Annotated in this window: 9 protein-coding genes; 6 read left to right on the top strand and 3 right to left on the bottom strand. The window is 67.2% G+C overall.

All coding sequences use genetic code 11. From position 1 onward, the window contains the following. The first annotated feature begins 18 nt into the window (after positions 1-18). The 4 genes from carB to recJ all read left to right on the top strand — a co-directional run bounded on the left by carB (position 19) and on the right by recJ (position 6,566). Entirely contained in the window at positions 19-3,261 is a 3,243-nt protein-coding gene (gene carB, locus ACE026_RS18405; protein WP_486040274.1) for a carbamoyl-phosphate synthase large subunit, read from the top strand. 8 nt (positions 3,262-3,269) lie between these two features. Further along, a complete protein-coding gene (gene greA, locus ACE026_RS18410; protein ID WP_486040417.1) occupies positions 3,270-3,734 on the top strand; it encodes a transcription elongation factor GreA in 465 nt (154 codons plus the stop codon). A 5-nt stretch (positions 3,735-3,739) separates the two neighbouring features. Then, on the top strand, positions 3,740-4,660 hold the full coding sequence (locus tag ACE026_RS18415; RefSeq protein ID WP_486040275.1) for a phosphoglycerate mutase: 921 nt from the start codon (positions 3,740-3,742) through the stop codon (positions 4,658-4,660). Between the two features lie 151 nt (positions 4,661-4,811). Continuing rightward, on the top strand, positions 4,812-6,566 hold the full coding sequence (recJ, locus tag ACE026_RS18420) for a single-stranded-DNA-specific exonuclease RecJ (protein ID WP_486040276.1): 1,755 nt from the start codon (positions 4,812-4,814) through the stop codon (positions 6,564-6,566). Positions 6,567-6,581: 15 nt separating this feature from the next. Here recJ and ACE026_RS18425 read toward each other — a convergent pair whose 3' ends face one another. After that, positions 6,582-7,631: a DUF1176 domain-containing protein gene (locus tag ACE026_RS18425; protein ID WP_486040277.1), complete on the bottom strand. Its 1,050-nt coding sequence runs from the start codon at positions 7,629-7,631 to the stop codon at positions 6,582-6,584. Between the two features lie 148 nt (positions 7,632-7,779). On the opposite strand from ACE026_RS18425, the gene ACE026_RS18430 reads away from it, so the two are divergent. Next, complete coding sequence (locus tag ACE026_RS18430; protein WP_486040278.1) at positions 7,780-10,659, top strand: VIT domain-containing protein; 2,880 nt, start codon at positions 7,780-7,782, stop codon at positions 10,657-10,659. Between the two features lie 53 nt (positions 10,660-10,712). Here ACE026_RS18430 and imm45 read toward each other — a convergent pair whose 3' ends face one another. After that, the gene (gene imm45, locus ACE026_RS18435) at positions 10,713-11,078 is read right to left on the bottom strand and encodes an Imm45 family immunity protein (RefSeq protein WP_486040279.1); all 366 of its coding nucleotides are present in this window, start codon (positions 11,076-11,078) and stop codon (positions 10,713-10,715) included. Between the two features lie 307 nt (positions 11,079-11,385). On the opposite strand from imm45, the gene ACE026_RS18440 reads away from it, so the two are divergent. After that, positions 11,386-12,255, top strand: coding sequence for a LytTR family DNA-binding domain-containing protein (locus tag ACE026_RS18440; protein WP_486040280.1), 870 nt, complete (start codon positions 11,386-11,388; stop codon positions 12,253-12,255). A gap of 50 nt (positions 12,256-12,305) precedes the next feature. Here the strand turns inward: ACE026_RS18440 and ACE026_RS18445 are convergent, their stop codons facing one another. Beyond that, complete coding sequence (locus tag ACE026_RS18445) at positions 12,306-13,055, bottom strand: M48 family metallopeptidase (protein ID WP_486040281.1); 750 nt, start codon at positions 13,053-13,055, stop codon at positions 12,306-12,308. Positions 13,056-13,106: the final 51 nt, after the last annotated feature.

Here is a 13,106-nt window from a genome sequence, read left to right on the forward strand (position 1 = left end):
CCAGACTTAGAGAAGACAATGCCCAAGCGCACTGACCTTAAAACCATCCTCATCATCGGTGCAGGCCCGATCGTCATCGGCCAGGCCTGTGAGTTCGACTACTCTGGCGCGCAGGCCTGCAAGGCACTGCGCCACGAGGGTTACCGCGTGGTGCTGGTCAACAGCAATCCGGCCACCATCATGACCGACCCGGAGATGGCCGACGCCGTCTACATCGAGCCGATCAACTGGCAGACGGTCGAGAAGATCATCGCCAAGGAAAAGCCCGATGCGCTGCTGCCGACCATGGGTGGCCAGACCGCGCTGAACTGCGCGCTGGACCTGGCCGACAACGGCGTGCTGGAGAAGTACAACGTCGAGCTGATCGGCGCCAAGCGCGATGCGATCCGCATGGCCGAAGACCGCGAGCTGTTCCGGGTGGCGATGGGCGAGATCGGCCTGGAGTGCCCGTCCGCTGCGGTGGCGCACACGCTGGAAGAAGCGATCGACATCCAGACCCGCGTCGGCTACCCGACCATCATCCGCCCCAGCTTCACCCTGGGCGGCAGCGGTGGCGGCATCGCCTACAACCGCGAAGAGCTGGTCGATATCGTGACCCGCGGCCTGGAGCTGTCGCCGACCACCGAAGTGCTGGTGGAAGAATCGGTGCTGGGCTGGAAGGAGTTCGAGATGGAGGTGGTGCGCGACACCGCCGACAACTGCATCATCGTCTGCTCGATCGAGAACCTGGACCCGATGGGCGTGCACACCGGTGACTCGATCACCGTGGCCCCGGCCCAGACCCTGACCGACAAGGAATACCAGCGCCTGCGCGATGCCTCCATCGCCGTGCTGCGCAAGATCGGCGTGGATACCGGCGGTTCGAACGTGCAGTTCGGCATCAGCCCGACCACCGGACGTGTGGTCGTGATCGAAATGAACCCGCGCGTGTCGCGTTCCTCGGCGCTGGCCTCCAAGGCCACCGGCTTCCCGATCGCCAAGGTCGCGGCCAAGCTGGCCGTGGGTTACACCCTGGACGAATTGAAGAACGAAATCACCGGTGGCCTGACCCCGGCCTCGTTCGAGCCGTCGATCGATTACGTCGTCACCAAGATCCCGCGCTTCGCCTTCGAAAAGTTCCCGGCGGCCGATGCGCGCCTGACCACCCAGATGAAGTCGGTGGGCGAGGTGATGGCGATGGGCCGCACCTTCCAGGAGTCGCTGCAGAAGGCCCTGCGTGGCCTGGAAACCGGCAAGATCGGCCTGGACCCGACCGGTCTGGACCTGTCCAACGAAGACGACATCACCACCATCAAGCGCGAGCTCAAGGCCCCGGGCCCGGAGCGCCTGTTCTTCGTGGGGGATGCATTCCGCGCCGGTTTCAGCGTGGAAGAGGTCTTCGCGCTGTCGCACATCGACCCGTGGTTCCTGGACCAGATCGAAGAGATCATCCAGGCCGAGGCCGAGGTGGCCGCCGACGGCATCGACGCGCTGGACGCCGCACGTCTGCGCAAGCTCAAGCGCGCCGGTTTCTCCGATGCCCGCCTGGCTGAACTGACCGGCACCAACGAAGCGGCCGTGCGTGCGCTGCGTCGTGCCCACAAGGTGCGCCCGGTGTACAAGCGCGTGGATTCCTGCGCCGCCGAGTTCGCCACCAGCACCGCGTACCTGTATTCGACCTACGAGGACGAGTGCGAAGCGGCGCCGAGCAACCGCGACAAGATCATGATCCTGGGCGGCGGTCCGAACCGCATCGGCCAGGGCATCGAGTTCGACTACTGCTGCGTGCACGCCGCGCTGGCGCTGCGCGATGATGGCTTTGAAACCATCATGGTCAACTGCAACCCGGAAACCGTCTCCACCGATTACGACACCTCCGACCGCCTGTACTTCGAGCCGCTGACGCTGGAAGACGTGCTGGAGATCGTCGAGCTGGAACAGCCGAAGGGCGTGATCGTCCAGTACGGTGGCCAGACCCCGCTGAAGCTGGCGCGCGCGCTGGAAGCCAACGGCGTGCCGGTGATCGGCACCTCGCCGGACTCCATCGATCTGGCTGAAGACCGCGAGCGCTTCCAGCAGCTGGTCGACAAGCTCGGCCTGAAGCAGCCGCCGAACCGCATCGCCCGCAACGATCAGGAAGCCCTGCTGCTGGCCCGCGAGATCGGCTACCCGCTGGTGGTGCGCCCGAGCTACGTGCTGGGCGGCCGTGCGATGGAAATCGTCTACGGTGAATCCGATCTGGCCCGCTACGTCCGCGATGCGGTGAAGGTCTCCAACGATTCGCCGGTGCTGCTGGACCGCTTCCTGGACAACGCCGTGGAAGTGGACGTGGACATCATTGCCGACAAGGACGGCAACGTGCTGATCGGTGGCGTGATGGAGCACATCGAAGAAGCCGGCGTGCATTCGGGCGACTCGTCCTGCTCGCTGCCGCCGTACTCGCTGTCGGCTGAAACCCAGGCCGAGCTGCGTCGCCAGGTGGTCGAGCTGGCCAAGGCCCTGAATGTGGTCGGCCTGATGAACACCCAGTTCGCGATCCAGGCCGGTGAGAACGGCGAAGACATCGTCTACCTGCTGGAAGTGAACCCGCGTGCCTCGCGCACCGTGCCGTTCGTCTCCAAGGCCACCGGCATGCCGCTGGCCAAGATCGCCGCGCGCTGCATGGCCGGCAAGACGCTGGCCGAGCAGGGCGCGACCAAGGAAATCGTGCCGGGCTACTACTCGGTCAAGGAAGCGATCTTCCCGTTCGCCAAGTTCCAGGGCGTCGACCCGATCCTCGGGCCGGAGATGCGCTCCACCGGTGAGGTGATGGGCGTGGGCCGCAGCTTCAGCGCCGCCTTCGCGCGTGCGCAGGAAGCCGGTGGCATCAAAGCACCGCCGCTGGGCAAGGCCTTCGTTTCGGTCCGTGACCCGGACAAGAAGCGTGTGCTGCCGGTCGCCAAGGCACTGCTCGAGCGCGGCTACACCCTGGTGGCCACCCGTGGCACCGGCGCGTGGCTGCAGGAGCACGGCATGGCCTGCGAGATCGTCAACAAGGTGGTCGAAGGCCGTCCGCACATCGTCGATTCGATCAAGAACGGCGAGATCGTCTACATCGTCAACACGACCGAAGGTCGCGCAGCGATCAATGACTCCTTCTCGATCCGTCGCGAAGCGCTGCAGCATCGCGTGACCTATTCGACCACCATCGCCGGCGCCATGGCGCTGGTGCAATCACTGGAATTCCGCGGCACCGGCCCCGTCTGGTCGCTGCAGGAACTGCACAAGGAGTTGAACGCATGAGAGCACCGATCACCCTGAAGGGCGCGCAGCGTCTGCGCGAAGAGCTTGACCACCTGAAGTCGGTCAAGCGCCCGAAGGTCATCGCGGCGATCGCCGAAGCGCGCGAGCACGGCGATCTGAAAGAGAACGCCGAGTACCACGCTGCGCGCGAAGAGCAGGGCTTCATCGAAGGCCGCATCAAGCAGCTGGAAGGTGAGCTGTCGCATGCCGAGATCATCGACATCACCAAGCTCAACGCCGGCAGCAAGGTGGTGTTCGGCGCCACGGTCGAATTGTCGGACGTGGAGAATGATGAAGAGAAGCGCTACCAGATCGTTGGCGACCTGGAAGCGGACATCAAGCTGGGCATGATCGCGATCTCCTCGCCGCTGGCCCGTGCCTTGATCGGCAAGCTGGAAGGCGATGCGGTCACCATCGACGCACCGGCCGGCCAGCGCGAGTACGAAATCGTCAGCGTCCAGTACCTGGACTGACGGCGATGGCCACGGCGACGTTGTTGCTGCCGGCGCGCAGCCGGTTTCCGGCGGCGCCGTTGCCCGATGACGTCGCCAAGGCGCTGGGGCGTGCGCAGCGCTGCAGCGCCGAGGCAGGCGAACCCGCCCAGCTGCGTCGGCATTTCCAGACGCAGCCGGACGCGTGGTCTGCGGCCGCCCTGACCCGTGAGCTGGATGTCGGCGATGCCGATCAATCCGTATGGCTGCGGGCGGATCCGGCCAATGTGGTGCCGGACATGCACGGCGCACGCCTGATGGGGCACGGGGATACCCTGCGCCCCGATCTGGCCGATGTCATGCACCTCCTGCCCGCGTTGCAGCCGTTGTTTGTCGGCTACGGCTTCGTGCTGGATGCCCCGGTGCCGTCACGCTGGTACCTGCGCCTGCCGCCAGGCACCACACTGCCCGCATTCGCCGAGCCTGATGAAGTGCTTGGCGATGATCTGTTTGCCCATCTGCCCGAAGGCGATGCGGGCCGCCGCTGGCGCGCCTTGTTGACCGAGGCGCAGGTGGTATTGCATCAGCACGAGTGGAACCAGCAGCGCGTGGCCGACGGCAAACGTGCGATCAACTCGCTGTGGTTCTGGGGCGGCGGTGAGCTGCCCGAGCGCGTGACCACCGCGCATGCCCAGATCCGCAGCCGCGATGCGCTGCTGCAGGCGCTGGCCAAGGCCGCCGGTCTGCAGGCCGATGGCGAGCAGACCGTGGATGCCCTGGTCGACCTGCGTCAGCTGCGTTCGCTGGAACAGTTGGGCAATGAGGCGATCCGCCCGTTGCTGGCGGCGATCGCGCGCGGGGAATTGAAGCGGCTGGTGCTGGATTTCGAGGATGGCGCCCGCGTGGAGATCGACAAGAGCCAGCGCTGGCGGTTCTGGAAGAAGCCGGTGCAACTGCACGACCTCTGAGTGCGTCGCAATGACCGCCGGCCAGTGGCTGGCTCCAGCGGGCAGGCTGCGCCATCCACGCATGGCGTGGATCTACCGTTGTCCTCCCGGTATTCCAGGGTAGATTCACGCCATGCGTGGATGCGTTCACCGGGCAGTATCATGGTCGCGCATGTCATCGATCGAGCCCGTTTTGACCCAGTCTGAAGCACCCCGTATCCAGCGTCGTCCTGCCGCCGCCGTCAGCGAGTGGCCGTCCTCCATGTTGCCGTTGCTGCAGCGCTTGTACGCCGCCCGCGGGGTGACCGATGCCGCGCAGGCCCAGCCGAAGCTGGCCCAGCTGCATGCGCCGGATCTGCTGGGCAGCATGCAGGCCGCGGTAACGCTGCTGGCCGATGCGATCGCCAACAACGAACGCATCCTGATCGTTGGCGATTTCGACTGCGACGGCGCCACCGCCTGTGCGGTCGGGGTGCGCGGCCTGCGCATGCTCGGCGCGCGCGATGTGGTGCACGCGGTGCCCAACCGCATGCTGCACGGTTACGGCCTGTCGCCGTCACTGGTGGCCGAGCTGGCCCCGCTCAATCCGGGCCTGCTGGTCACGGTCGACCATGGCATCGCCTGCCATGCCGGCGTCAACGCGGCCAAGGCACTGGGCTGGAAAGTACTGGTCACCGATCACCATCTGCCGGGCGAACATCTGCCGCCGGCCGATGCCATCGTCGACCCCAACATCAGCGGTGATGCGTTCCCGAGCAAGGCACTGGCCGGCGTCGGGGTGATCTTCTATGTATTGATGGCACTGCGCCGCCACCTGCGCGAGCAGGACGCGTTTGCCACGACGCCCGAACCGGACCTGCTGACCCTGCTGGATCTGGTCGCCGTGGGTACGGTGGCCGATCTGGTCGCGCTGGATGACAACAACCGCGCCCTGGTCTCGGCCGGCCTGCGCCGGCTGCGAAGCGGCAAGGGCTGCGTCGGCCTGCAGGCGCTGATCGAGGCCAGTGGGCGTGACGCCTCGCGGCTCACCGGCAGTGACATCGGTTTCGCGCTCGGCCCACGGTTGAATGCGGCCGGCCGGCTGGAAGACATGGCACTGGGCATCGAGCTGCTGCTCACCGAAGACCGCGCCCACGCGCGTGAGATCGCCACGACGCTGGAGTCGATCAACACCGAGCGCCGTGCGGTCCAGCAGTTGATGACCGACGACGCGGAGCTGGCGGTGTCCCGTGCGGTGCTCAGTGCCGAGGGCGTGCGCCCGGTTGCGGCCTGCCTGTTCGATGCCGAGTGGCATCCCGGTGTGGTCGGGCTGGTGGCTTCCAAGATGAAGGATCGGCTGCACCGGCCGGTGATCGCGTTCGCGCCCTCAGAGCCCGGCGGCGATTCGCTGCGTGGCTCGGCGCGCTCGATTCCCGGCTTCCATATCCGTGACGCGCTGGCCTTGGTCAACGCGGCGCACCCGGGCCTGATCGACAAGTTCGGTGGCCACGCCATGGCCGCTGGCCTGAGCCTGCCGCACGCGCAGCTGGCCGCGTTCGAGCAGGCCTTCGTGGATGTGGTGGAGCGCACGCTCGATCCGCTGTCGCTGCAGCAGCTGCTGCTGACCGATGGCGAGCTGTTGCCGCAGGAACTGGATTTCGCCCATGCCGAGGCGCTGCGCCTGGCCGGCCCGTGGGGGCAGGGCTTCCCGGAGCCGTTGTTCGATGGTCACTTCCAGGTTGCGCGCTGGCAGGTGCTCAAAGAGAAGCACCTGAAACTGAGCCTGCGCGTGCCGGGCCGAGCCGAGCCGGTCAGCGCCATCCACTTCAGCGGCTGGACCGGCAATGCGCCGGCCAACCACGTCCATATCGCCTACCGGCTGGTCAGTGATGACTACCGCGGCGGCGGCGCGATCCAACTGATCGTGGAGCACTGCGCCGACGCGTAACCGGGCGGGTGCGGCTTACTCGCGTACCTGGGTCACCAGTGTCGGCATTTCCCAGGCGCCTCCGGCGGCGACCAGACGGCACAGCCCGGTGCTGCTGTCCGCCGTTTTCACGAACTGGGTGCCGGTCCAGCCCCACGTGGTGGAGTACCAGCAATCGCCGAGGCCACGGCCCTTGTGGGCCTCCTGGATGGTGCGCACCTCATCACCGACCGCTGCCGTGGTGACCAGCCGCGGCTGGTACGGCGCGCGGTCGTTGATCACCCAGTAGCCGTCACCAGTGTTGTACGCGCCGCGCCAGCAGCTCAGCGAGACCAGCAACTTGTCGGCGCTGAGCCGCTGCACCGTCAGCGCTTCGGGTTCCTCGCCGGGTGACAGGCTGCCGCTGGGTCCCAGCGCTTCGCAATCGTCGGCTGAAGTCACCGCTGCGAGGGCGGCACGCAGCGCGGGCGATGCGGCCAGCGCGGTGTCTGCCGGGCGGGTCGCCACCGGCTTGCCCAGCTGCACGACCGGCACCGGCAGTGCGGGCGGCACCGAGGATTCGGCGAGGGTGCCTTTGCGCATCAACGCGCCGGGTGTGCCAAGGCGACCCTGGAACGCATCCATCTTCAACAGCACGGCCGAGGCGCCCTGATCAGAGACCGTCCAGCGCGCGCCATCGTCGCCGATCAGCTCGATGCGGCTGTTGCGTGTCAGCGAGGTAAGCAGGGCAGCGAGCTGCTTCGCGGAAAAGGTGGCGGTGCCCTCGGCGGCATCAAACTGCATCGGGCCCAGCGAGGCGCCATTGATCTGCAGGCTGAGCCGCCGGGTGGCGGTGTTGTCGTCGTACTGGCCCAGCATCAGTTCCGCCTGCACCGGTTGATCCGGCCCGCCCGCGCGGGTGAGCAGGATCGAGACCGGGTCGCCGCCATTGTCATCGGCCTGATAACCGGCGGCGCGGCAGGTGCGGGTGTTGTCGCAGGCCAGCGTCCAGTCGTGGTGGGTGAATTGCACACCCTCGACGGGCGCGGCGGCGTAGCCGGGCAGGGCGAGGCCCATCAACAGCGGGGCGGTCAACAACAGGCGCATGCGGCATCCTTGGTCCATCAATCCGTGGAGGGCGATCTTGGCCCAGCACGGATGAGGCGTCCATGACCGGAACAGGCGAGTGCCGCCGCTCAACCCCGTTCTCGTGCGCCGTGCGTTCAATGAGGTGTCATCGGATCAGGAGCGTCACATGGGACTCGCACTGCGCAGTATCGGTCTGCTCGCGCTGCTGTGCTGGCAGCTGCCCAGCGCCCACGCACAGGCGCGGCGTTTCCCGCCGCCACGGCCGCCGATCCTGCAGGTCGCCGGCGCCGAGGTGCCGGTGCGGCTGACCGAGGCCAGCATCGACAGTCGTGTCATGGCGGGGCTGGGCGAAACCACGATCGAGCTGACCTTCCACAATCCCAATGCGCGGGTGCTGGAAGGGCAGCTGGCGTTCCCGCTGGCCGCGGGCCAACAGGTGGCCGGGTTCGCACTGGATATCGATGGCGCGCTGCGCGACGCGGTGCCGGTCCCCAAGGCGCAGGGTCGCCAGGTGTTCGAGGCGATCGAGCGGCGCCAGGTTGATCCGGGCCTGCTGGAGCAGACCGCCGGCAATCAGTTCCGGCTGCGGCTCTATCCCATCCCGGCGCGTGGCGAGCGTCGCGTGCGTCTGGTGCTGCGCGACAGCCTGCCGACCGTCCCGCAGGGCCTGCAGTGGTCATTGCCCGTGTTCTTCGCACGGCAAGCCGAGCAGGTAACGGTGAAGCTGGAGGCCAGCGGGACGGGCAAGCCGGTCGCTGTGGGTGTCAATCCACTCGGGTTTACGTTGAAGACCGGCGCCTATGTGGCGCAGTGGCAAGGGCGCGGTGCGGATCTGCCCGCACAACTGCAATGGAGCCTTCCGCTCGCGCGCAGCACTGACGTGGTCACCGGGCTGCATGAGGGGCAGCGCTATCTGCTGGCCAGCGTGCCGGTTCGCACGTCCACCGCGCCGCGCGTTCTGCCTCGGCGCATCGGCCTGCTCTGGGACGCGGCGGGCTCGGCAGGGTCACGCGACCGCGCCGCCGAACTGGCGGTGCTGGATCGTTACTTCAGCGCCCTCGGCACCGGCCAGGTCCAGTTGACCGTGCTGCGTGACCGCAGCGAAACGCCGCGGGAGTTCACCGTCAACAAGGGCGACTGGTCAGCACTGCGCGAGTACCTGAGGGCACTGCCCAACGATGGCGCCAGTGCGCTGGGCGACTGGACGCCGAACCCGGCCATCGGCGAGTACCTGTTGGTCAGCGATGGCCTGGCCAACTACGGCAGCCAGACGTTGCCCACCCTGTCGCCCAATCAACGCCTGTTTGCGCTGAGCAGCGCCGGTGCGAAGACCGACACCCCGCGCCTGCGCGCCTGGACCGGCGCCCATCATGGGCAGCTGCTGCAGGTGAGCAGTGAGGCAGACGTGCCAAGCGTGATGCCGCTGCTGCTCCAGCAACCGGTCGACGTGGCCGATGTCGTGGCACGTGGCGTGGAGGACGTGAACGTGGATGCCTCCAGCGCCACACAGGGTTGGATCCGCGTCACCGGCCGTGTGCTGCGTCCCGATGCGACAGTGCTGCTGTCGCTGCGCGGTGGCGGCAGCGATCCGCAGCCGATCACGCTCAACGTCGCGAACGCACGGGGGGTGGAAGGCGGCCTGGTCGCTCACGCCTGGGCGAATGCCCGCTTGGCGGCCCTGGCGGCGGACCCGGCCGGGGCGCAGGCGTCCAAGATGTTGTCGCAGCAGTTCGGTGTGGTGACCGCCGATACCTCGCTGCTGGTTCTTGAAACGTTGGAAGATTACCTGCGCTACGGCATCCGTCCGCCGGCCCCGTTGCGCGCGGCCTACGACCAGCGCCATGCGTTGACGGTGGCGGATGTGGCAAGCGAGCGGAAGCGCCGCCTGGATGGCATCGCCCGCCAGTTCGCCGAGCGCGAGCAGTGGTGGAATACCCACTGGCCCAAGGATGCGCCACCGCGACCCAAGCAGGAATCCCGATCCGTCGCCGCGCCAGTGGCCATGGCGATGGCCGCGCCACCGCCGGCACCTGCGGCGCCGATGGCGCTGGACCGTGTCGAGCTGACCGCGTCGGCGGTTGCCGATCAGGCAGAGGCCACCACCGAGCGCCGCGCTAAATCGGCACCCAAGACCAACAGCGGCCAGATCACCCTGACGCTGGCACCGTGGGCGCCCGACTCGGCCTACGCACGCCGTCTGCGCGATGCCAGGCCCGCCCAGCTGTATCCGCTGTATCTGCAGGAGCGCGAACAGCACGCCGGAAGCAGCGCCTTCTATCTGGACGTGGCCGATCTGCTGCTGGCCAGCGGACAACGTGATCTCGCACTGCGGGTGCTGTCCAACCTTGCCGAGATGGAACTGGAAAACCGCCACGTGCTGCGCGTGCTCGGCTACCGCCTGATGCAGGCAAAGGCGCCGGCGCTGGCGGTGCCGGTGTTCCGGCAGGTGTTGGCGATGGGCGAGGAGGAGCCGCAGAGTTTCCGTGACCTTGGCCTGGCGCTGGAAGCGGCCGGGCAGTACCAGGCAGCGGTGGCATCACTGTATGAAGTGGTGGTGCGGCCGTGGGATGGGCGGTTCGACGGTATCTCGCTGATCGCGCTGGACGAACTGACCCGGCTGATCGCGCGCGAGCGTGTGGATGCTTCCGCGGTCGACCCGCGCCTGCGCCGTGCGATGCCGTTGGACCTGCGCGTGGTGCTGAGCTGGGACAGCGACAACAGCGACATGGACCTGTGGGTCACCGATCCCAACGGCGAGCGCGCGTACTACGGCAACCGGCTCACCTACCAGGGCGGGCAGATGTCGCAGGACTTCACCGGCGGCTATGGCCCGGAGCAGTTTTCGTTGCGTGATGCCAAGCCCGGCACCTACAGGATCGAAGCGAACTACTTCGGCAGCCGCGAGCAGCTGGTCACCGGCGCCACCACGTTGATGCTGCGCCTGAGCACCAAGTGGGGCAGCCGCGGCCAGCGCGACCAGCAGGTCACGCTGCGCTTGAAGGACCAGGCGGAGACGGTGCTGGTTGGGGAGTTCGAGGTGAAGTAAGCGGGGGGTAGTGGTACCCCGCAGCAGTGCCGAACCCCGCGGTGGGGCGGCCCTCACCCGATGGCGGGAAGCGCCGCCATCGGGGCAGGGTAACGGCGCAGTACCTGGACATCATCGACCGCGCACTCCGGGTAAATCCAGCGTGCCCACTCCGATACGATCCAGGCAGTGCGGGCGCCGCGCCACTGATCATGGCCGGATTGCCGCGGTAGCAGTACCAGGATCAATCCGGCCTTATGTCCGGTGGTGACGATCAGGCCGTGTGGCCGCTCCACATCCGCATAATCGAACAGCATGAAGTCGACGACGGGTTCATAGGGCCATTGGCCTGGGACGCGGAACACGGTGCCATGCCCCAGGGTGTCGTCGGCGATGTCTACCAAACGTTGGATGCGGGTGCTGCACAGGGGCGTAGACATCAGGGCAGAGTGCCGAAGTCGGGGTGGATGGAAGCAAGTCTCCCGTGCTGCGGAGCCGATGCCCATGCAATTAGTTGCGGTTCCGGCGCCGGTGCCGAACTACCAGGCCGTGCAGCGGAAAAAGCGCACCACACGGTCGCTGCGGTTGATGAAGGCGTGCGCCTGCGTGCTGTCGAGCAGGTGGGCGATTGGCAAAGGGCTCTGCCGTGGGTGCCAAGTGACGAATGGCGGTCGCCAAGGGACGGGCGGGGCGCACTACCATGGCGTGATGAGTCAGGCTGACGACCCTTTGCAAATGGATGATTCAATGGCGAACGGACGTGCCGCGCGGTGGCGGCCGGGTGCGCGGATGCTGGTGTGGTCGGTGATCCTGCTGACCACGGCGGTGGCCAATGCGGTGGTGGAAGTGATGGATGCGGCCCGCCGTGGCGAAGACCTGGGCCTGTGGCAGCCGATGATCTGGGAGCTGAGCAGCGTCACGATGATCCTGCTGACGCTGCCGGTCCTGTGGTGGGGTTGCCAGCGCTGGCCTTTGCACGCCGATACCTGGAAGCGGCGGCTGCCGCTGTATCTGCTGGCCAGCGTGGCGTGGTCGCTGGTGCATGTCACCGGGATGATGGGGCTGCGCCATCTCGCCTATGCCGCGCTCGGCTACCACTACCAGGACGATGCCACCTGGCCGGTACGCCTGATGTACGAGTACCTCAAGGATGTCCGTGCCTTCTTCACGTTCGTGGCGATCGAGCACTTCTTCAGCTGGTTCGGGCGGCGCCGGCAGGGCGAGGCGCATCTGCTGGCCGCACCGGACGATGCCCCGCCGGTGGACGCGGTGGACCGCCCGGAGCGGTTCCTGGTGCGCAAGCTGGGGCGCGACTTCCTGGTCGCTACCGGTGATATCGAATATGCCCAGGCGGCCGGCAACTACGTCAACCTGCGGGTGCGCGGGCACGACTACCCGCTGCGCAGCACCATGGCGGCGCTGGAAGAACGATTGGATCCGGCGCTGTTCGTGCGTGCCCACCGCAGCTGGCTGGTGAACGTGCGGCACCTGGTCTCGATCGAGCCGCTGGATGGGGGCGAGGCCCTGCTGCACATGGACGATGGCGGGCGGGTGCCGTGCAGCCGCCGGCAGCTGCCCTCGTTCCGGCAGGCGCTGGCCGTGCAGGCACCGGCCTGACCCTGCCGGGCTGACCGGCACCCTGGCGGACCAGAGTGCCGGCAGGGAACTCAGCGCTTGCTGTCTTTCTTGATCATCGCGTCGATGCGCCCGGCGCGGGCTTCCGAGCCCGGGTGCGAGGACATCAGGCCGCCATCGCTGGACAGCTTGCGGAACATGCTGGCCAATGCGGCCGGGTCGTACTGGTGGCGCTTCATGAAGCGGTAGCCGTATTCGTCGGCCGCGCTTTCTTCCTTCTGCGAGAACTGCGCGTTGACGAAGCCTTCAGCCAGTTCGCCCAGCTGGCCCTGGGTCAGGGCGGCGACATTGGCATTGCCCGAGGCGGCCAGCGTGTCGCGACCGGCCGAGGCCAGCAGGGCGGTGCGCATCTTGGTCTTGGAGTGGCCGAGTTTGACGTGGCCGATCTCGTGGCCGATCACGCCGCGCACTTCATCGTCCGAGGCCATGTCCATCAGGCCGGAGTACACGCGCACGCAGCCGTTGGCCATGGCCCAGGCGTTGACGTCTTCGGTCAGGTAGACCTTGAAGCTCAGGCGCATGCCGTCTTCATTGGCCAGACCCTGGGTGATCTTGGCCAGACGCTGGGCATACGGATTGTTGGCGGGGGCGACCTTGTTCTGCTGGTCCATGTAGACGCAGGCTTCGTCGGCGGCCTTGGCCACGTCCTGGTCGGACAGGGTGAGCGCCTGGCCGGCCTTCAGGCCGGTGCTGGTCAGCTGCTTGAGGTCCAAGGCCGAGGCGGTGGTGGAAGCGGTCAGGCAGGCAAATGCCAGCAGCAGGGCGGAGGATGACGTCCTCATCGGGGTGGTGCTCCATGTAATGCGTTGGGGGACGCCGCAGGGCAGGGGGCC

The organism is Stenotrophomonas sp. AGC87 (assembly GCF_057333975.1).

Coding starts and splice junctions, on each gene's coding strand:
- carB (WP_486040274.1), top strand. CDS start 19: ATGCCCAAGCGCACTGACCTTAAAACCATCCTCATCATCGGTGCAGGC.
- ACE026_RS18445 (WP_486040281.1), bottom strand. CDS start 13,055: ATGAGGACGTCATCCTCCGCCCTGCTGCTGGCATTTGCCTGCCTGACC.
- recJ (WP_486040276.1), top strand. CDS start 4,812: ATGTCATCGATCGAGCCCGTTTTGACCCAGTCTGAAGCACCCCGTATC.
- ACE026_RS18440 (WP_486040280.1), top strand. CDS start 11,386: ATGGCGAACGGACGTGCCGCGCGGTGGCGGCCGGGTGCGCGGATGCTG.
- imm45 (WP_486040279.1), bottom strand. CDS start 11,078: ATGTCTACGCCCCTGTGCAGCACCCGCATCCAACGTTTGGTAGACATC.
- ACE026_RS18430 (WP_486040278.1), top strand. CDS start 7,780: ATGGGACTCGCACTGCGCAGTATCGGTCTGCTCGCGCTGCTGTGCTGG.
- ACE026_RS18415 (WP_486040275.1), top strand. CDS start 3,740: ATGGCCACGGCGACGTTGTTGCTGCCGGCGCGCAGCCGGTTTCCGGCG.
- ACE026_RS18425 (WP_486040277.1), bottom strand. CDS start 7,631: ATGCGCCTGTTGTTGACCGCCCCGCTGTTGATGGGCCTCGCCCTGCCC.